The 19,472-nt window shown below is 29.2% G+C and carries 20 protein-coding genes; 11 read left to right on the top strand and 9 right to left on the bottom strand.

Annotated elements, in window-relative coordinates:
- Positions 1-349: 349 nt before the first annotated feature.
- Genes BN1865_RS09535 through BN1865_RS09525 form a run of 3 tightly spaced genes read right to left on the bottom strand, consistent with a single transcriptional unit; the run spans position 350 to position 2,156 of the window.
- Positions 350-985, bottom strand: coding sequence for a M23 family metallopeptidase (locus BN1865_RS09535; protein ID WP_050637029.1), 636 nt, complete (start codon positions 983-985; stop codon positions 350-352).
- A gap of 31 nt (positions 986-1,016) precedes the next feature.
- A complete protein-coding gene (spoIID, locus tag BN1865_RS09530) occupies positions 1,017-1,922 on the bottom strand; it encodes a stage II sporulation protein D (protein WP_050637028.1) in 906 nt (301 codons plus the stop codon).
- Between the two features lie 27 nt (positions 1,923-1,949).
- Entirely contained in the window at positions 1,950-2,156 is a 207-nt protein-coding gene (locus BN1865_RS09525; RefSeq protein WP_050637027.1) for a DUF1146 domain-containing protein, read from the bottom strand.
- 87 nt (positions 2,157-2,243) lie between these two features.
- On the opposite strand from BN1865_RS09525, the gene BN1865_RS09520 reads away from it, so the two are divergent.
- The 8 genes from BN1865_RS09520 (at position 2,244) to BN1865_RS09485 (ending at position 9,071) form a co-directional block, all read left to right on the top strand.
- Complete coding sequence (locus BN1865_RS09520; protein ID WP_050637026.1) at positions 2,244-3,164, top strand: aldo/keto reductase; 921 nt, start codon at positions 2,244-2,246, stop codon at positions 3,162-3,164.
- An 11-nt stretch (positions 3,165-3,175) separates the two neighbouring features.
- Positions 3,176-3,685 (top strand): GNAT family N-acetyltransferase, encoded by a 510-nt coding sequence (locus tag BN1865_RS09515; RefSeq protein ID WP_050637025.1) that lies wholly within the window; start codon positions 3,176-3,178, stop codon positions 3,683-3,685.
- Entirely contained in the window at positions 3,675-4,184 is a 510-nt protein-coding gene (locus tag BN1865_RS09510) for a GNAT family N-acetyltransferase (RefSeq protein ID WP_050637024.1), read from the top strand. Before BN1865_RS09515 ends, BN1865_RS09510 begins: the two co-directional genes overlap by 11 nt.
- Positions 4,185-4,224: 40 nt before the next feature.
- Positions 4,225-4,737, top strand: coding sequence for a ferritin-like domain-containing protein (locus BN1865_RS09505; RefSeq protein ID WP_050637023.1), 513 nt, complete (start codon positions 4,225-4,227; stop codon positions 4,735-4,737).
- Positions 4,738-4,887: 150 nt separating this feature from the next.
- On the top strand, positions 4,888-6,120 hold the full coding sequence (locus BN1865_RS09500; RefSeq protein WP_050637022.1) for a WYL domain-containing protein: 1,233 nt from the start codon (positions 4,888-4,890) through the stop codon (positions 6,118-6,120).
- Entirely contained in the window at positions 6,120-7,013 is an 894-nt protein-coding gene (locus BN1865_RS09495; RefSeq protein ID WP_050637021.1) for a WYL domain-containing protein, read from the top strand. The genes BN1865_RS09500 and BN1865_RS09495 overlap by 1 nt, the downstream gene beginning before the upstream one ends.
- A gap of 77 nt (positions 7,014-7,090) precedes the next feature.
- A complete protein-coding gene (locus tag BN1865_RS09490) occupies positions 7,091-8,308 on the top strand; it encodes an RNA-splicing ligase RtcB (protein WP_050637020.1) in 1,218 nt (405 codons plus the stop codon).
- A gap of 13 nt (positions 8,309-8,321) precedes the next feature.
- Positions 8,322-9,071, top strand: coding sequence for a nucleotidyltransferase domain-containing protein (locus BN1865_RS09485; RefSeq protein WP_050637019.1), 750 nt, complete (start codon positions 8,322-8,324; stop codon positions 9,069-9,071).
- An 11-nt stretch (positions 9,072-9,082) separates the two neighbouring features.
- On the opposite strand, the gene BN1865_RS09480 is transcribed toward BN1865_RS09485, so the two are convergent.
- Positions 9,083-9,964 carry a YitT family protein gene (locus tag BN1865_RS09480; RefSeq protein ID WP_050637018.1) on the bottom strand — a complete coding sequence of 294 codons (882 nt, stop codon included), beginning with the start codon at positions 9,962-9,964 and terminating at the stop codon, positions 9,083-9,085.
- Positions 9,965-10,137: 173 nt separating this feature from the next.
- Entirely contained in the window at positions 10,138-11,151 is a 1,014-nt protein-coding gene (locus BN1865_RS09475; RefSeq protein WP_050637017.1) for a glycoside hydrolase family 25 protein, read from the bottom strand.
- A 104-nt stretch (positions 11,152-11,255) separates the two neighbouring features.
- Here BN1865_RS09475 and BN1865_RS09470 point away from each other — a divergent pair, with 104 nt between their 5' ends.
- Both BN1865_RS09470 and BN1865_RS09465 read left to right on the top strand, forming a co-directional pair.
- A complete protein-coding gene (locus BN1865_RS09470; RefSeq protein WP_050637016.1) occupies positions 11,256-12,179 on the top strand; it encodes an NAD(P)-dependent oxidoreductase in 924 nt (307 codons plus the stop codon).
- A gap of 60 nt (positions 12,180-12,239) precedes the next feature.
- Complete coding sequence (locus BN1865_RS09465) at positions 12,240-13,427, top strand: C40 family peptidase (protein ID WP_050637015.1); 1,188 nt, start codon at positions 12,240-12,242, stop codon at positions 13,425-13,427.
- Positions 13,428-13,438: 11 nt separating this feature from the next.
- On the opposite strand, the gene BN1865_RS09460 is transcribed toward BN1865_RS09465, so the two are convergent.
- Both BN1865_RS09460 and BN1865_RS09455 read right to left on the bottom strand, forming a co-directional pair.
- Entirely contained in the window at positions 13,439-14,392 is a 954-nt protein-coding gene (locus BN1865_RS09460; RefSeq protein WP_050637014.1) for an L-lactate dehydrogenase, read from the bottom strand.
- A gap of 82 nt (positions 14,393-14,474) precedes the next feature.
- Positions 14,475-15,632, bottom strand: coding sequence for a M20 metallopeptidase family protein (locus BN1865_RS09455; protein ID WP_050637013.1), 1,158 nt, complete (start codon positions 15,630-15,632; stop codon positions 14,475-14,477).
- A gap of 123 nt (positions 15,633-15,755) precedes the next feature.
- Here BN1865_RS09455 and BN1865_RS09450 point away from each other — a divergent pair, with 123 nt between their 5' ends.
- Positions 15,756-16,631 carry a LysR family transcriptional regulator gene (locus BN1865_RS09450; protein WP_050637012.1) on the top strand — a complete coding sequence of 292 codons (876 nt, stop codon included), beginning with the start codon at positions 15,756-15,758 and terminating at the stop codon, positions 16,629-16,631.
- A 47-nt stretch (positions 16,632-16,678) separates the two neighbouring features.
- Here the strand turns inward: BN1865_RS09450 and BN1865_RS09445 are convergent, their stop codons facing one another.
- Together BN1865_RS09445 and pfkB are read right to left on the bottom strand one after the other, a co-directional pair.
- Positions 16,679-18,547: a PTS fructose transporter subunit IIABC gene (locus tag BN1865_RS09445; RefSeq protein WP_050637011.1), complete on the bottom strand. Its 1,869-nt coding sequence runs from the start codon at positions 18,545-18,547 to the stop codon at positions 16,679-16,681.
- A complete protein-coding gene (pfkB, locus tag BN1865_RS09440) occupies positions 18,537-19,463 on the bottom strand; it encodes a 1-phosphofructokinase (protein ID WP_050637010.1) in 927 nt (308 codons plus the stop codon). Before pfkB ends, BN1865_RS09445 begins: the two co-directional genes overlap by 11 nt.
- Between the last annotated feature and the right edge of the window lie 9 nt (positions 19,464-19,472).

The raw sequence follows: 19,472 nt of genomic DNA, 5'->3' as shown, positions 1-19,472 counted from the left end.
TATCTAATCATTTTGTTGAATCTTGCAAAACATTGCGTCATTATTTTTAAATTCTCCAATAAAATTCATAAATGCATACTTTAACAAACTGCATGACAAACCTGTCTATAGAAGCATTAAAGCACAAAAAAAGCTACTTATTATGCAATAAATAGCTAGTACCAAATAGTATAGGTATACGAATTTGAATTTTATTTACAGGCCAAATCAAACTTTATAAGAGTCTCATCTTGACCTATACAGTACATGTATAGTATATCAAAACATCATAAAAAATACAATGTTATAATTCCTTATTGTTAAAATATGTAAAATAGTGATGATATTTGTATCACCACTATTTTATCACTTATTTAATTGTATTGAGAGGTTGACCAATATATTTCTCTGGATTAAATAATTGATCATCTTTTTGTAAAATAAAATGTAAATGATTTTTCAAATCTGCTTCATATACATTTTCTCCACTTTTACCAATTACATCACCTTGTTTAACTGTTTTATTCATTTCAACAGAAACACTAGATAATGATTCATAAGTTGTTGATATTTTATCACTATTGGTAATTGTTACAACCCATCCAAGAACAGGATCATTTGTTTTTTTAGTGACTGTTCCACTGATTGATGCTAATACATCAAATGTTTCATTTTTATTAGCATAATCAACTCCTTGATTAGGTCTATAAACACCTTCAAATAAGATAAGTGATTGTTCTTGTTTTGGGGCATCATCATCTTTATTATAATAATATCTAACAATACCGATACCATCTTTAACTGGCGATTTTAAATTTTCAATTGTTTTCTTTTCAGTTTCTTCTGTTGTTTTTTTCTTTTCTTCTACTTTAACAACTGATTCATCTTCAAAATCACTCGTATGGTTATCTAAAACTTTTTGAACAACACCAATACCACCTAAAAATAATGCAAGAGCCAAGGTAATCCCTAGGGCTTTTTTGTATTTAAAAGATCTTTTTTTCATACTTTCACCTCAATCTAAGTATGAACAAAAGTTAAGACTCTATACTTCTAATTTCAATATTTTGATAATAATGATTTAAAATATCTTTATAATTTTTATTTTCCTTAGCCATTGCCTGAGCACCATATTGACTCATACCTACACCATGTCCACTTCCTTTGGTTGTAAAGGTATAGCCTTTTGAGCTTAATGAAATTTGAAAACATGAAGATGCTAAAGATAATTTTTCTCTCACTTCTCTTCCTGTATATGTTTTTCCATTAACAATGACATTTTTAACATAACCACTAGATGTATATGAGGTTATTTCAATATTAGGTGATGTTACACCAAATGCTTTTGCAAGTTCTTGTTTTGTAAATGTCTTTTTTCTTTCATTTGTTGGATCAATACTGACATCCCAATGACTATCAACAGATTTTAAATAAGCAACTTCACCTGTAAAATAATCCTCGCAATTAACAGTTTTCCCATTACTGCTTGAAAAAAACATAGCTGAAATATATTCTCCCTGATATGTCATAACTTCATAACTTGTTTCTTTAACAGCTTTTTCTATTTTTGCTTTATTTTTTTGATAATTGTCACCCCAATTTTTTTTCATTTGTTCATCTGTTAAATAAACTTGCGAATTTGTTGTATTATCAACTTTCAGCTTCCTTGATAATACAAAAGTTCTTGCTGCCACGACTTGAGCTTTTAGTGCTTCTACCTCAAAACTCACTGGCATTTCTCCTGCAACAACACCAACAACATAATCTTCAAGAGGAACTTTCAGTGTTTTAGATTTTGTTTTGACCGTCACTGTATAATCTGATTGTTTGTTTTGTGATTGATAATGAGATTGTAAATATGTAATTGCTTCTTGATAATGCAAACATCCAATCATTAATATCAAAACACAAACAAAAAGAAGTTTTGTATATATTGTTTTCATAATACAATATATGCTTAACTTCTTTAATTATAACTGAAAACTGAGTGTCCCAAATGATAAAATAAACGATGCAAATAGATATCCTAGTGCTACTGAAGCAACAATATAAAATAAATAAAATTCTCTAATTTTGGTTGGTTTTATATAATTTTCAAATCGAAAACAACTTAATCCAAACATTGCCATAGCAATTGATATTACATAGACAACTACATTTACAATATGATATACCATATTCTCACTCCTTTGTTGAAATCATAATGATTTATCTTTTACATTATAGCGATTATTTAGTACAATAACAACAAGGAGGAAATATTTATGTTATATTATCAATTACCACATACTGATTTAACTGTTTCTAGAATTGCTTTAGGTTGCATGAGAATTGCTGATAAGAGTGTTGATGATGTTGAAAAACTGATTTATGCTGCTCTTGATGAAGGGATTAATTTCTTTGATCATGCTGATATTTATGGTGCTGGAAAATCTGAAGCTGTTTTTGGTGAAGTGCTCCAACGTCATCCTGAATTACGTGAAAAAATGATTATTCAAACAAAATGTGCTATTGTTCCTGGAAAAAGATATGATTTTTCAAAGGAACATATCATAAAGAGTGTGAAAGCTTCACTTGATAGACTTCATACTGATTATGTTGATATTCTATTGTTACATAGACCTGATGCACTATGTGATCCAAAGGAAGTTGCTGAAGCCTTTGACGAACTATATGATGCTGGTCTAGTTAAATATTTTGGTGTTTCTAACCACACCCCTTTACAAATAGAATTATTACAAAAGTACACAAAACATCCTATTATTATTAATCAGTTACAATTATCTATTGTTCATTCTGTTATGATTGATTCTGGTTTAAATATGAATATGAAAGAAGCTTGGGCTCAAGATAAAGATGGTGGTGTTTTAGATTATTGTCGTCTTAAAGATATCACTATTCAGCCTTGGAGTGTTGTTCAGGCATCTTGGGCAGAAGGAACATTCTTAGATAATCCTGATTATCAAAAATTAAATGATGTCATGCAAGAGCTTGCTGATGAATATCATGTAACGAAGAGTGCAATTGCTATTGCATGGCTATTGCGTCATCCTGCATGTATGCAACCAATTGTTGGTACAACATCTCCTGCTCACTTAAAAGAAAGTTCTCAGGCTTGTGATGTACAATTAACACGTCAACAATGGTATGATCTGTATCTTGCGAGTGAAAAACCTCTTCCTTAAAGGAGGAAATAATGAAAATTGAATTAAAAAGTCTTGCTGATATTGATCCATGTGAGTTAGCGAATGCTGCTAATGATTCGCATATTCATCAATATTTAAGAAACTCTTTTCCTTATCCCTATACACTTGATCATGCAATGTCTTTTATTACACATTCACTAACAAATCGTGCTGTCGATTTTGGAATTGTTGTTAATGATATTTGTGTGGGTTGTGTGGGTGTTACGTTTCATAAAGATATCTATATGAAGAATTGTGATATTGGTTATTGGTTGAATAGTCATTATTGGGGACTTGGTATTATGAGTAAAGTTGTGCATATGTTATGTCGTTACTTATTTGATTACTATCCTATTACAAAGATTTGTGCTGAAGTTTATGCTGAAAATATTGCTTCTGCACAAGTATTAGAACATAATCATTTTGTAAAAGAAGGATACTTAAAAAATCATGTTTTTAAAGATGGGAAATATCATGATTTAATTTTATATGGTTTAAGGGAGAATGATTATGAAAATTAGAAAATCTACCTGTACTGATGTTAAAGATATTATGGTGCTGGTTCATCAAGCTCAAAATTATTTTAAAGAAAATAATATTGATCAATGGCAGGACGGTTATCCAAATAGTGAAACTATTTTGGATGACATACATAAACAACATAGTTATGTTCTTATTAATGATGATAAAATTGTTGGTACAATGTATTTTGCTATAGAAGATGATCCTTGCTATGCTGTCATTCAAGGACAATGGTTGACTTCTCAACAACGCTATGCAATTATTCATAGAATTGTTGTTGATGAAACAATGAAAGGACAAAATCTAGCCAATCAATTATTAGATTATGTAACTAGTCAATGTTTTCACAATAATATTAAGAGTATAAGAATTGATACTCACATGGATAATCAGTCAATGCAACGTTTTTTAACAAAGCATGACTTTATAGCTTGTGGTACAATTACTTTGGCTAGTGGTGCACCACGAATAGGTTTTGAAAAAATATTGAATAAATAGAATTTAACCTTCATATTTATGAATATGGAGGTTTTTATATATGAAATATTACGTCGATAAACCTTATCCATCTATTGATCAACTAGATATCAATATTCATTATGGACAAATGATACTATCTAATGTAGGTGGATTACATTCAGAAATGAATGCAGTCAGTCTTTACTTTTATAACAACGTTATTATGGAAAATAGCTGGAAAGATCTTTCTATAGCTATGCATGAAATAAGTATTGTAGAAATGCATCATTTAGATATTTTTGCAAAAATGTGCTGTAAACTAGGTATTGATCCTCGCCTATGGGATTGTCAAAATGACTTTTTAGAATATTGGTCACCTGGATATAATGTCTATCCACGACAAATTCAAACAATGTTAGAAAATGCAATTATTCAAGAACAAAATACTATTGATATCTATCAATATCAAATATCTTGTATTGATGAACCTGTTATTCAAAATGTTCTTCAACGTATCATACTTGATGAACAATTACACATTCAAATATTTGAAAAATTTCTGAATGAATACAATTCTCGTTTTCATCAATAATCCTTATTTTTATTACTAAAAAACATAAAGACAGTACATCTTATGCTGTCTTTATGTTCATTTCCATGTAGTATCATATAAGAACTTACAAAGATACATATGTCTTTTCTTTTGAGTATGTTATAATTTAACATAGCGAGGTTGAAAAAGATGGCTTATCATGAATTAATTAAACATTTTGAAAAAATAAGAACTTATATGCACGAATTTTATATCTATGGTTTTAAAAGTAGAGATGATCTGTATCATAACAGCAAGCGTTCTTATGATAATGAGAGAAGACGTCTTGAAAGTTATTTAAAAGATTATATGTCCTTTGAATATCAATCTTCTAAAGTTATTTTCTTATCTATTGATAGTCGTCGGATTTCTCATAATCCTTTATATGCTGCTTTTCAATCAAAAAGTTTTACAGCTAAAGATATAACTTTGCATTTTATGATTTTTGATATATTGTACACTCCATCAATAGAATTATCTCTTCAAGATATCTTGAATCAAATCGATATTTATTTAGAAGATTTTCAACATCCTCTTATTTTTGATGAATCAACATTAAGAAAGAAATTGAATGAATATACTCAATTAGGTTTGATTCAAAAAAACAAATCTGGGAAACAAAATGTATATCAAAGAGCTGTTTCTATAGATTTAGACGACTATAAGCAGGCTCTCTCATTTTATTCTGAAATAGGTATTCTTGGGGTTATTGGTTACTATCTTCTCAACAAAATTCCCCATCAACATATTTTTCGTTTTAAACATCATTATATTGCTGATGCTATTGATAGTGAAATCATATATCAATTATTTGATGCCATGCAACAACGTAGAGATATTCTTATTCAAAGTCAAAATCCTCATTCCCAGCTTCAACATACGTTTCATGTGATTCCTTTACGAATATACATAAGTTCACAAACAGGACGCACACATCTTTTGGCTTATTCTTTTCATTTTAAGACAATCAAAAGTTATCGCATTGATTTTATGACTGATATTATATTACAAGATATTCAGCCTACATTTCAGGAACATAGACAAAAACTACAACAAATTGAAAAGCATATATGGTCTATTCAATGTTATCCTCGAAAGAAGTTAGAACATGTTGAATTTGTTATTTTTATTCAAAAATATGAATCATATATTTATCAAAGATTATTAAGAGAAAAAAGATGTGGAGATATTATTCAAATTGATGATTGTCATTATCGTTTTGTTGCTGATGTTTATGATACATTAGAGATGATTCCTTGGATAAGAACTTTTATTTGTCGAATAACTGAATTACATTTTTCAAATCGGACAATTGAAAATGAGTTTAAGAATGATCTTTTAAAAATGTATCAAATGTATAATATAGAAGGAGTTGATGAATAATGCTGTTTCATGAAATATATGGTTGCTATTATCAATCAGTTCACAAAATGATTGAACTTGCTCTTGAGCATAAATTAACTGAAGAGAAAATGTTAGAAATCATCCACAAATATGCCTTCCAAGAAAGTCCTTTACATATTATTCCTGCTATTAAAGATGAAAATTGGCAAGTTATAACACAGTCTCTACAAACACCGCTCCAGCATTCTCCAACAATGCCACTCACTATTTTAGAGAAAAGATGGCTAAAATCAATGAGTCTTGATCCTAGATTTAAACTTTTTTCAATTCAATTTCCACATATTGATGAAGAACCTTTATTTACTTTGGAGGATTATAAAATATATGATCAATATGCTGATGGTGATCCATATGATGACAAAACATATCAAAAACATTTTCATCTTCTTTTAAAAGCTATTGAAAATAAAAGAAAGGTTCTTATTTCTTATTTAAATAAAGATATTGTTTGTATACCTTATCAAATTGAATATTCTTTAAAAAATGATAAATTCAGATTATTAACATTAGATAATCGTTTTCACAAAACTTTAAATATTAGTAAAATAAAGTCTATTGAATTATTAGACACATTTTCTGATATATTTCATTTTCCTAAACAACATCTTCAAAATTATTTGACTATTGAACTTTTTGATGAAAGGAATTGTTTGGATCGTGTTATGACACATTTTGCAGATATGCAAAAAAATGCTGAACAAATTGATGATAAAAAATATAAAATAACAATTTTCTATCAAAGTGATGATGAAACAGAAGTCTTAATACGAATTCTTTCTTTTGGTCCTTATGTAAAAGTTATTGGACCTGAATCTTTTGTAAATCTTTTTAAAGAACGCCTAACTCAGCAAAAAAGTTGTGGACTTCGTTAAGTTCGCAACTTTTTTTCCAAGATTTATCTTTTTATACACAATATAATAAAGGGGTCATTAAGAAAGGGGTTTTGTTTATGAAAGAAATTAATGGCTTATATGCAAAAGCGAGAATTTTTACTGATATTATAGAAGAAAGTGCTTATGAACAAATTCAAACATTATGTAACCAACCATTTACAAGTGGTGCTAAAATAAGAATTATGCCTGATGTTCATGCTGGTAAAGGGTGTGTTATAGGTTTTACTGCTGATCTTAAAGATAAAGTCATTCCTAATATCGTTGGTGTGGATATAGGATGCGGTATGTTAACAGTAGAATTAGGAAAACGTGAAATAGATTTGCCAGCTTTAGATAAAATCATTAGACAATTTGTTCCATGTGGAACATCAGTTCATCCTGGTAGAATGACACGCTTTGATCAATTAAGAGATTTACACTGTTTTCGATCATTAAAAGATTCTAAGAGAATGGAGAGAAGTATTGGGACTCTTGGCGGTGGAAATCACTTTATAGAAGTTGATATTGATAATCAAGGGAACCATTACCTTGTTATTCATACAGGAAGCCGTAATTTAGGAAAACAAGTGGCTGATTATTATCAAAATCTTGCTTTTGATTTATTAAGTGGTAAAGATGAATTATTTGAAAAACAGGAGCAATTAATTAAAGAATATAAAGAACAAGGAAGAAGAAATGAAATACAAAATGCTTTAAAGCAATTAAGAGCTGACTTTACAGCAAAAGGCATTGATTTACCTAAAAACCTTTGTTATTTAGAAGGTCAATATAAAGATAAATATTTACATGATATGTATATCTGTCAAGAATTTGCTACTCTTAATCGTTATATGATTGCAAGTACAATATTAAAACATTTATATAATATTTCTTTAGAAGAATTATCATATTTTGAAACAATTCATAATTATATTGATCCTCTTCAGCATATTATTAGAAAAGGTGCTGTTTCTGCTAAGCAAAATGAGAAATTATTAATTCCTATTAATATGCGAGATGGAAGTTTAATATGTATTGGTAAAGGTAATCCAGAATGGAATGAATCTGCCCCACATGGTGCTGGTAGATTATATAGCCGTACAACAGCAAAAGAGAAATTTACTTTAGATGAATTTAAAGAACAAATGAAAGGCATTTATTCTACATCTATTTCTGAAGGAACATTAGATGAATGTCCTATGGCTTATAAGTCAATAGATGATATTATTCATAATATTGATGATACTGTTACAATAGTCAATATTATAAAACCTATATATAATTTTAAAGCATAGGAGATGATGAAATATGAAAGATATCATTTTACAAAAACTTAAAGATATTGAGAAAAAAGAAGATGTAACTATCCTTTATGCAGTAGAATCAGGAAGTCGTGCTTGGGGTTTTGAGTCACAAGATAGTGATTATGATGTCCGCTTCATCTATGTAAGAAAAGAAAAAGATTATCTTAGTCTTTTTCCTAAAAAAGATGTTATTGAATATGAATTAAACAGTATTTTTGATATTAGTGGTTGGGATATTCAAAAAGTTTTAAAACTTGCTCAAAAATCTAACCCTACCCTTTATGAATGGATTCATTCACCTATCGTTTATTACGCATTACCTTTATGGAATGACTTGCTTCCATTTTTTGATAGTACTGTTCAATTATCAAAACTCATTAAACATTACTATTATATGACTTTCAATCATTATGACTCTCAATTCCTCACTAGTAAAAAATATTTTTATGTTTTACGTACGATGCTATGTTGTTTATGGATTATTCGATCTCAGACACTTCCACCTGTACCATTCATGCAACTTGTAGAAGCACAATTAGATCCAACTTATCATGAACTTATTCATAAAATGATGAATACAAAAAAGTCAAAAGAAGAAACTTATGTTTCTGAAGATTTCAGTAAAATGAATACTTATATTGAAGAACAATTACACTTTATTAAACAGCATCTTGATGATCAATATGATTTTAATGAAGTCAATCAAGAAGATTTAAATTCTATGTTTTTGCATATTTTAAAAGAAACATCCTAACGATGTTTCTTTTATTCTATCGGTTCTTGATAAAAACGACCTGTAATCCCTTCTGATTTAACAATATTTATAAAGACTTGTGGATCCAATTCTTTTACCAGATGAATAACATCTTTGACTTCATCAGCTCCAACAACAGTATATAACATAGCTTTATTTTCTTTTAAATAACAACCTTTCCCCTCTATATGTGTGACTCCATGATGAGTATAGTTCATTAATTCTTGTTCTAAATGATCTGGTTCATTTGTAACAATAAATAATGTAACTTTTTGATCTCTTTGATGGAATCTTTCTATAATTTGAGTAGAAACAAATTGAAATATAATTGAATACATTGCTTCTTCAAAACCAAATAACATTCCAGCAGTTAATAAAATAACAACATTAATACCAAAAACAAAGTTCCATGAAGGTTTTTTTAATTTATTTGATAGATAAACAGCTATAAAATCTGTTCCTCCACTTGATGCTTTTCCATATAATGCAATAACAATAGCAATACCATTTAAGATTCCACCAAAAACAGAAACTAATAATGGATCATATGTAATAGGTGTCACTGGTATCATATCAACAAGAAATGAATTAAGTATAATCATAATCACAGAATAACTGGTAAACTTTTTACCAATCATTTTAAAACCAATAAAAGCTGGTAAAGCATTTAAAGCAATATTTATGATAGAATAAGGTAAGCTTATTCCCCAAAATACACTAGTAGATCTTTGAATTAATAATGATAATCCAGTAAATCCCCCTGGAATTAAATTGCCAGCACGAACAAATGACTTGATATTGACTGACATAATCAAAGAAGCAATCAAAACACATATAAGCGATGTCACATGCTTTTGCCATTCTTCTTTTTCTTTTGTTTTTGCGTAAACCATAGTCCCCTCCTAAAATACGCACTTATTATACGCTTGTATAAACATGAATACAATATCTTTTTTATTAATATTTTCTATAATTTTATTAACGTTTTTTTACGTATATTTATACAAAATTAAATTGTTTAAACATAAAAACATTAAATGAAAAAGAAGTTGATTAAATCAACTTCTTATTGTCTCAACTTTCCATCTTTTAATAAACGTAATAATTCTAAATTCTGTCTAGCACTTCCCGTATAATCGTTGATACCATTTTTCTTTGCAAGTTCTCGACGCGATGAGAATGAAGCATCAACACCAATTTGTGTTAAAGCATCAACTAATGAATCACCACGATAAGTTGGATTTGATAAATATTTCATTGTCCCTGTAATACTTTCATCATTAACCCATCCTAAACCATTACCAATCAAATATGGGTTTCTTGCATCTCTAACAATTCTTGTGATTGTTCCATGATTCATATAAGGAATCAATGGTATACTGCTATCTGAAGAAATATAAACATGATCAAAAGTCACATGATCGCCTACTTGATATTCATCTGTTGGCACTTCTGGTTCTTCTTTTTCAAAATTGTTAAATCCGCCTTCTCTAATTTCAGCTGGAAAATCACGATATGCATAATTACGATCAACAGGTGCATTAATTCCTTCAACAAATCCTTTATCAGTATATTGCCACATATCAAAACCTTCTGCACCTAATTCATCTGCATATCTTGCAACCCATTTTGTATATCTTGTAAAAAATGCTCCTGTTAATTTTGTTCTCCACCAATAATATGATGCATAAAATCCTGGAAAATAATTATGTCTGGCCATTTCATCTGCCCACACACGAGCATTTCTTTCGATTTGATCATTTGATAATCTTCCTACACGTGGATCTTCTAAATCAAGATACACTGGATATTCCATTTTGTAATTAGCAACTAATCTGAGAACATGTCTTGCTTCTGATAGAGCATCTCTTTCATTTGTTGCATATGAATAAAGATAAACACCAAAAGGAATGCCTAATCTTGTACATTCATCTGCATTTCTTTTAAACGTAGGATCATCTTGTCCAGGTATATCTTGTCCATAGCCACATCTTAGAATTGCAAAATCAATATGCTTTTTAGCAAGTTCCCAATTGATTTCTCCCTGATACTGTGACACATCTACACCATCTCTTACCATGAATTCACCTCCTTCAAGATACTATATGTTTCTTTTCAAATAATGTCTTTACATTTGACACAATTTTAAGACACTTTATAATATATGTTAGTGGGGTGATATTCATGAAAGTCTTTTTATGTGAACCAATTCATGAAAAAGCATATCAAAAGTTAATTGAAGAATATGAGGTTATTGATAATAAGGACTATTTATCCGAGTGTCAAATTGTGATTAGTCGTAATTTAAAAATTGATCGTCATTTTATTGATCAATGTGTTGCTTTAGAGTTAGTTGTTATTCATGGGACTGGATATGATGATGTGGATGTAGAATATTTAAAATCCAAACATATTCATCTCTGCAATACTCCTGGTCAAAATGCTTTAAGTGTTGCTGAATTAATTGTAACAATGATTTTACAGTTATCTCGTCAAACAACACAATTGCAACATGATTATTTAACAGATCAAATACATGAAGTGGCTCCAATAAAATACTTAGGTCATGAAATTACTGGGAAAACATTGGGGTTAGTTGGAACTGGACAGATAGCACTAAAAGCTGCTCAAATTCTTCGTGATGGTTTTCAAATGAAAGTTATTGGATATTCTCGTTCTTTAACTTTCACTAAAGCAAATGATCTTCATATTGAACATTGTAAAACAATGGAAGAAGTCTTTCAAAAAGCTAATTTTATATCTTTAGGTACATCTTTAACTCCTGAAACATATCATATGATTACAGCTAAGCAATTATCATTAATGAAACCAACTGCCTATCTTATTAATACTGCTAGAGGTGCACTTATTGATGAACATGATCTTTATACTTTTTTAAAAGAGAAAAGAATTGCGGGAGCTGCATTAGATGTTTTAGAGAATGAACCTGTTGATGCAACATATCCACTTATTCATTTAGATAATGTTATTTATACGCCACATATTGGTGGTTCTACAGATGAAGCACTTTTAAGAGTTGGAAATGCAGTAATTCAATCTATTAATAGGTATAATAATGGGGAAATGTGGGAAGATTTATTGTTTTAACAAATATTGGTGGCTCATTACTCATTATTTATGTTATAATATTTTGGCAGAGGTGATAAAATGAAAAAAATATTAATAAGTCTCTTAACCTTCTGTTCAGTATTTGCTATGAGTGTTCCTAACAATCATGTTAATGCTGTTGATTTTGAAGGCAATGAATCAAAGTACATAAAATTGTGTTCTTCTTCTTTGACAAATTCAAATAAGAAGGTTTGTCAGCAATTTAATGAATATTTAAGTAAAAAGAATAGCAATCTAAAAAAAGAAATAAGTGAAACAAAAAAAGAATTAACAGAAACGAATAATGATATTAGTGCTGTTTCTTCTAAAATATCTACAATCAATTCACAAATTGATTCTAAAGAAAAAGAAATCAATTACTTACTTTCTTCAATTAATAATATTGAAAAAGATATTACAAAAAAAGAAAAACTTATGCAAGAACGATTATATGTTATGCAATCAACATATAATTCTAATTGGTTAGTTGACTTCTTATTTGGTGCTGAAGATTTTACAACATTCTTTTCTCGTTTAACGAGTGTTAATGATATTACTTCATATGAAAAAGAATTAGTAGATGATTTAACAACACAAAAGAAGAATTTAGATTCCCAAAAGCAAACATTACTTAATGCAAAAGCTGCTTTACAATCTCAAAAGAATGCACAAGTTGATTTACAAGAAAAACTTGTTAATCTTAAAGCTTCACAACAACAAGAAATTGCTGATAATCAAAAAGAAGCTAAAAAAGTATCTGATGCTCAAAAGAAAATAGATGCTGCTTTAACTGAATTAATGTCACAAGCTCCAAGCGGTGGTGGTGGCGGTGGTTCATTTGTTGCTGGATCATCTGAAGTCGGTAATGCTATTGCAAAACAGGCGCTTTCAAAACAAGGTGCACGTTACTGGTGGGGAGCAAGTGGACCAACATATTTTGACTGTTCTGGTCTTGTTTATTGGGCACATAAAACAGCTGGTGTAGGTATAACTAGAACAACTGCTGCTGGTTATTCTCGTAGTGGTAAAGCTATTTCAAAATCACAGTTACAGCCTGGTGATGTTATTACATTTAGTTATGGTAGTGGTGTTGCTCATATTGGAATTTATATCGGTGGTGGAAGTTTCGTTCATGCTGCTGGTCAAGGTTCTGGTACTGTTGGACAATATCCAAATCAATGTGTTAAAACTGCACAACTTGATGGATATTGGTCACGTTATGTTTATAATTATAGAAGATTATACTAAAAGATTTAGGATTAAAGTCCTAAATCTTTTTTTACTTCTCGCTTTACTTTTCTTAATATTTCATAACTTTCATCAAACTTTGCCTGATCCACACCATTCAATGGCAGCTCAATAATTTCTTTAATTCCATCTCTACCAATAACACATGGAACACCCATATAAATATCTTTATGTTTATACTCATGATCTAAATAAGCACTTACACATAAGATTTTATGAGTATCATCAAATATTGATAAAACAAGTTTATTTAAAGATAAACCAATTCCATAATAAGTTGCTTTTTTTCTTTCAATAATTTCATAAGCAGCATTTTTTACATCATTATAGATATCATTCAAATCATGCATATCCAATTTCTTTTCATCAACATATTCAATCAATGTTTTACATCCAACATAAGTATTCATCCATGAAATAAATGAAGAATCCCCATGTTCACCTAAAATATAAGCTTCAATATCATCACTTGATACATCTAAATATTCACTAAGAAGATATCTCATTCTAGCAGTATCTAATAAAGTTCCACTTCCAATCACTCTACTTTTATCAATTCCCATAACTTTATATGCTACATAACTCATGATATCAACTGGATTACTTGCTACAATAACAATCCCTTGAAATCCACTGCCTTTCACTTTTAATGAAATATCTTTCATAATTCTTGCATTGATTTGTGTTAATTCTAATCTTGTTTGTCCCTCTTTTTGATTTGCTCCTGCACATATAACAACAATATCACTATCTCTACACTCTTTATATGTTCCCGCTTTCACTTTTATCTTATGTCTACTATATGGTATCCCATGATTAAGATCCATTGCTTCCCCTTTAGCTTTTTCTTCATCTAAATCTATTAAAACAAGTTCATCAATTCCACCTGTATTTAATAAAGAATATGCCATACTCATTCCAACCATACCAGTTCCTATTAACGTTACTTTTCTATTTTCCTTCATTATATCACCTTCTTAAGTATGATAGAATATTTCCATTTTATTCAAAACTTGATATTGAAAATATGATTATTCATAAATTCTTTTATTTCCAATCCATAGCTGCACATACATATACAGCTGTTTCAATTGGTAAGACTTGTTCATTAAAACAAACTTTTGGGTTATGATGAGCAAAAACATTATTTGAATCTACTCTTGCACCTATCATAAAATATGATGATGGTACTTTTTCAGAAAACATTGCAAAATCATCTGATCCAGTTGTATGAAGTCCAGATACAATATTGAAAGCTGGATTCATTGATTGAAAAACTTTTGCAAGCTGTTCATTTCTTTCTTTATCACAACAAAGAACAGGAATGTCTGTTAATACATCTATCTGACATTCTGCATGAAATGCTTTGGAAATATTATTAACAATTTCCTCTATTCTTTTCATTAAATACTGTTTTATATCATTATCAAAAGTTCGAAGCGTTCCTTGTAATATCGCTGTCTTTGGAATAACATTATTTACAGTTCCAGCATTGAACTGTCCTATTGTTAATGTAACTTCCTTATTTGGTGCACATTCTCTTGCAATCAATTCTTGTAACCCTTGATAAATATGTACACCAACATTGATTGGATCTATTCCGTTTTGAGGCATTGCTCCATGTGTACCCTTTCCAATTATGGTTATTTTAAACCCATATACTGAAGTTGCTGTTAATGTTCCATATGCAATTGTACCCACTGGAGAAACTGATGCTACATGTGTTGCAAAAGCTGAATCTACTTTTGGATTTTCTAATATTCTTTCATCAATAACAGCTTGAGCACCTGTAAAAGTTTCCTCTCCTGGCTGAAATAACAGTTTAATCTTTCCTTTTAATTCCTTTTCATGTTTTTTTAATATTTTTGCTGCCCCTAGTAATGAAGTTGTATGCATATCATGTCCACATGCATGCATATTCCCATTTAAAGAAGCAAAATGAAGTTCACTTTCTTCTTCTATCGGTAATCCGTCCATGTCAGCTCTTAAAAGTAAACATTTATCTCCTGCACCTAAATATCCTACAATACAATTTCCATTCACCATTGTTTTAAATGGAATATCCCATTTTATTAATTTGTTTTTTATAAAAGAAACAGTTTGAGGTAATTCCAAGCCTAATTCAGGTATTTTATGTAACTCCCTACGCCATTCTACAAGTTCTTCATACATTTCTATTGCTTCATTATAAATTAAGGAATACATTTAACCACTCTCCTTCTCAATTTTATGAATATTTATATTTTATCTTCTTTTCATTCTTTTGTCTTGAAGCAAAATTTTATATGTGTTATAACATATACATTATAACTGAAAGGAAATGATATTATGGAGATCCATCATTTAAAGCAATTTATTGTTATTTCTCAGTGTGGTTCCATCAATAGTGCTTCTCAAAAACTGTACATTTCTCAACCCTCATTAAACAATACTGTAAAACGTTGTGAACTAGAATTAGGATTTACAGTTTTCTTAAGAACGCCCAAAGGTATCAAATTAACTGAAAAAGGAACTCAATTTATAGAATCAGCTCAAAAAATTATAACAGAGTATAAAAAAATAGAGGATTTATCTTCTATTCAAAATACAATTTCTTCTGTTTCTTTTATTTATTTATCATATATTCTTGAATCATTTCTTAAACTTCAAGAACAAGGATTTTCATTTTCTAACATACTTCGTAGGACACAAGATTCCCAAATCATAAATGACATAATATCTCAAAGAGCACGTATTGGAATTTTATTAATCAATCAATTAGATATAAATAATTTTATAAATCAAATGAAAAAATATAATTTAAAATTCTTACTGCTTTTTGAATCCATTCAAATGTATGTTGTTGTTAGTAAAAATCATATGTTTGCCAAAAGAAAATCCATTTCTATTAAAGAAACTCAAGAATTTCCCTTAACTTATTATACATCTATGCCAGAAGAATCAATAATAAAAAATATTTATAACTCTCATATTTCTTTAAAAGTAGAGAATCGAGATGAACTATTTTTAGCATTAAAAAGTAATAAATATTTTTCTCTTTTAACACTTACTGAGGAATCAAAAAATCCTGAATTAATTTATATACCAATAAAGGATGATAACTTTAAAATGAGTATTTACGCTATTTCATTAACTACTACAAGTTTTACTGAAAAAGAATATGAAATGATTGAATTCTTGAAAAGAACAATCCATTTTCTTTAGTTATTATTTATAAAACTTTTCTTTAATGCTAATAAAAGAAAAAGACTTCAATTTGAAGTCTTTTTAAATAGAATAATTAAACTTGCTCCAATCAGAGTGGCAGCTAATAATGAAATTAAGAATTCCAAAGAATGGTTAATAAAGATCACTGTGAAGATACCTCCATGTGGGAACATTTGACTACATGCAAAATACATAGACAATGCACCACCAATTCCTGAAGCAATAATACATGGAATATGAATGCCTTTTCTATCCTTAATCATATACGGAATTGCTTCTTCACTTACGAAACATAATCCTTTAATTATACATTTCCATTTTCCTTTTCTTTCTTCTTCTGTAAAGATAGAAGGATATATGAGACTAGCCAATCCAATTGCTATTGGTGGAATCATTCCACCAATCATTGCTGCAGACATCGCTGTATATCTTCCTATGAAAATTCCAATAATTCCTATCAGGTAGGCAGTTTTATTAATTGGTCCACCCATATCAATAGACATCATTACACCAATAACAAAACCAATGATTGCTAAAACAATTTCATTTGTTACTAAAGGAATCATTGATGTTTGATTTCTAATGAGTATATTTTGACCATTCTGTAACACGACAATTACAATAAAAATCATGATAGCAGTTCCGCATAATGGTAATAATAAATTAGGTATAATTGTTTCTATAACTTTTGGTAAATATGAGAAAAGTTTTTTTAATCCCAAAACAAGATATCCTGATCCAAATGCTATTAAAATGGCTAGCCAAATTGTTATTTCATTATTAAATACACTTAACGTAACTATTGAACTGACAAGTGCAACAACAAATGCTGGCTTATCACCTATACTATCTGCAATAAAAGCACTAAACAATGGAATAATAAAAGTTGTTAATAATATAGTTGAAATTAAGGATAAGTAATTTAAATAACTATTACTATAACTTCCCATAGTTCCAGTATAAAAGGTTCCAACATCACTTGTACTAAACCAACTCAAAAATGTACTTACAATTCCATAAATCATTAATATCGGAATAATTTGTGAAACACCATTCATTAAATGTTTATATATAGCCTTAATAGGTTTTATCTCAAATTTATTTTTTGATAAATGTGTTACCCCTTCTTTCTCTTCACTCATTGCTTCCTCTAATAATTCCTTAGAATTATATATTCCTTTGGCAACAGGAACTTGAATCATTCTTTTATTTTTAAATCTATTTATATCAACCTTTTTATCAGCAGCAACAATAATACACTTTGCTGCTGATATTTCTTCTTCAGTTAATTTGTTTTTAACTCCACTTGCCCCATTCGTTTCGACTTTAATCCGAATACCTAATTGCTTAGCTGTATCTTCTAATGCTTTTGCAGCCATATATGTATGAGCAATTCCGGTTGGACAAGCAGTAACTGCAAGAATTTCAAAATCCTTGTTTTCTTTTTCATCAACTGATTTTCCTATTTCTCCAGTTAATATATCTATAAATTCTTTAGGTGTTAATGCATTTAATAATTGTTTGACAATTTTTTCTTCCATTAAAATTTGGCATAATTGTGCAAGTATTTCTAAATGCTGTGATCCTCCTTCTTTAGGAACAGCAATCATAAAAAATATTTTGGCAGGCTGTTGATCAAGTGATTGAAAATCAACGCCCTCTTTATCTACCATTGCAACTAATGAAGGATAATTAACAGTTTCATTTTGTGCATGTGGAATAGCAATCATATTACCAACACCAGTAGAAGATAATTTTTCTCTCTCCAATATAGCTTCTTTATAAATTTTTTTATCTTTTATATGTCCTGTTTGATAATGACATTCAACAAGTGTATCTATTACTTCTTCTTTAGTCAGACAGTGCTTATTTAAAATAATACTATCTTCTTTTAAAAGATTCTTAATATTCATACTCTACCTCTTGAATTGAATGAAAGAGTTTTTCAACTTCTTCTTTAGTTGCAAGATTTTCTGAAAAAGCACTTGCACTGCCTGTAGCTACACCCATTTTAAATGCATCTAAATAATTATCATTTTGTACATAACCAGCTATAAAACCAGCAACCATTGAATCTCCTGCACCTACTGAATTTTTTACAACTCCTTTTGGTGCTTCACTAAAATACACTTTTCCATTTTGACATATAAATAAAGCACCATCTCCAGCCATTGAAATGAGAACATTTTCTGCTCCTAGTTCTTGTAGTTTTTTTGCATACTTGATTATGTCTTTTTTATCAGAAAGTTTCACGTGAAACATTTCTCCTAATTCATGATTATTTGGTTTAATCAGGAATGGTTTGTTTTCCAATACTTTCATCAATAAATCACCAGTTGCATCAACCACAATTTTAATACCCTTATCTTTTAACTCTTTCATAATAAGGTTATATATATCATTACTTACACAGTTTGGTATACTCCCTGAAAGAACTAAGATATCTCCTGCTTTTAAAGCATTGAGTTTATTGTAAAGTTGATTAATATGTTCACGATCAATTGTTGGACCATTACCATTAACTTCACTTTCTTCATCACTTTTCATTTTAAAATTAATTCTCGAATATCCATTTTGAACATCAATAAAATCTGTTTTTACATGAAAATCTGTTTCTATCCTATTCTTAATTTCATTACCTGTAAATCCTGCAATAAATCCTAATGCAACATTATCAATTCCTAAATTATTTAGAACAATAGATACGTTAATACCTTTCCCTCCTGGAAGTAGATATTCCTTTGAAACTCTATTAACTGCACCAATCTTGAAATGATCAACTGAAACAATATAATCAATTGATGGGTTGAATGTAATTGTATAAATCATTGTATATCC

It is taken from the genome of Candidatus Stoquefichus sp. SB1 (assembly GCF_001244545.1).
Classification (GTDB): Bacteria; Bacillota_I; Bacilli_A; order Erysipelotrichales; family Coprobacillaceae; genus Stoquefichus.
Note: the sequence above shows the minus strand (reverse complement) of the source record. Positions and strands in the feature narration are given on the sequence as shown.

What these genes read in the sequence shown, in the direction of transcription:
- BN1865_RS09535 (WP_050637029.1), bottom strand. Translation starts at nt 985, where the DNA reads ATGAAAAAAAGATCTTTTAAATACAAAAAAGCCCTAGGGATTACCTTG.
- spoIID (WP_050637028.1), bottom strand. Translation starts at nt 1,922, where the DNA reads ATGAAAACAATATATACAAAACTTCTTTTTGTTTGTGTTTTGATATTA.
- BN1865_RS09525 (WP_050637027.1), bottom strand. Translation starts at nt 2,156, where the DNA reads ATGGTATATCATATTGTAAATGTAGTTGTCTATGTAATATCAATTGCT.
- BN1865_RS09520 (WP_050637026.1), top strand. Translation starts at nt 2,244, where the DNA reads ATGTTATATTATCAATTACCACATACTGATTTAACTGTTTCTAGAATT.
- BN1865_RS09515 (WP_050637025.1), top strand. Translation starts at nt 3,176, where the DNA reads ATGAAAATTGAATTAAAAAGTCTTGCTGATATTGATCCATGTGAGTTA.
- BN1865_RS09510 (WP_050637024.1), top strand. Translation starts at nt 3,675, where the DNA reads ATGAAAATTAGAAAATCTACCTGTACTGATGTTAAAGATATTATGGTG.
- BN1865_RS09505 (WP_050637023.1), top strand. Translation starts at nt 4,225, where the DNA reads ATGAAATATTACGTCGATAAACCTTATCCATCTATTGATCAACTAGAT.
- BN1865_RS09500 (WP_050637022.1), top strand. Translation starts at nt 4,888, where the DNA reads ATGGCTTATCATGAATTAATTAAACATTTTGAAAAAATAAGAACTTAT.
- BN1865_RS09495 (WP_050637021.1), top strand. Translation starts at nt 6,120, where the DNA reads ATGCTGTTTCATGAAATATATGGTTGCTATTATCAATCAGTTCACAAA.
- BN1865_RS09490 (WP_050637020.1), top strand. Translation starts at nt 7,091, where the DNA reads ATGAAAGAAATTAATGGCTTATATGCAAAAGCGAGAATTTTTACTGAT.
- BN1865_RS09485 (WP_050637019.1), top strand. Translation starts at nt 8,322, where the DNA reads ATGAAAGATATCATTTTACAAAAACTTAAAGATATTGAGAAAAAAGAA.
- BN1865_RS09480 (WP_050637018.1), bottom strand. Translation starts at nt 9,964, where the DNA reads ATGGTTTACGCAAAAACAAAAGAAAAAGAAGAATGGCAAAAGCATGTG.
- BN1865_RS09475 (WP_050637017.1), bottom strand. Translation starts at nt 11,151, where the DNA reads ATGGTAAGAGATGGTGTAGATGTGTCACAGTATCAGGGAGAAATCAAT.
- BN1865_RS09470 (WP_050637016.1), top strand. Translation starts at nt 11,256, where the DNA reads ATGAAAGTCTTTTTATGTGAACCAATTCATGAAAAAGCATATCAAAAG.
- BN1865_RS09465 (WP_050637015.1), top strand. Translation starts at nt 12,240, where the DNA reads ATGAAAAAAATATTAATAAGTCTCTTAACCTTCTGTTCAGTATTTGCT.
- BN1865_RS09460 (WP_050637014.1), bottom strand. Translation starts at nt 14,392, where the DNA reads ATGAAGGAAAATAGAAAAGTAACGTTAATAGGAACTGGTATGGTTGGA.
- BN1865_RS09455 (WP_050637013.1), bottom strand. Translation starts at nt 15,632, where the DNA reads ATGTATTCCTTAATTTATAATGAAGCAATAGAAATGTATGAAGAACTT.
- BN1865_RS09450 (WP_050637012.1), top strand. Translation starts at nt 15,756, where the DNA reads ATGGAGATCCATCATTTAAAGCAATTTATTGTTATTTCTCAGTGTGGT.
- BN1865_RS09445 (WP_050637011.1), bottom strand. Translation starts at nt 18,547, where the DNA reads ATGAATATTAAGAATCTTTTAAAAGAAGATAGTATTATTTTAAATAAG.
- pfkB (WP_050637010.1), bottom strand. Translation starts at nt 19,463, where the DNA reads ATGATTTATACAATTACATTCAACCCATCAATTGATTATATTGTTTCA.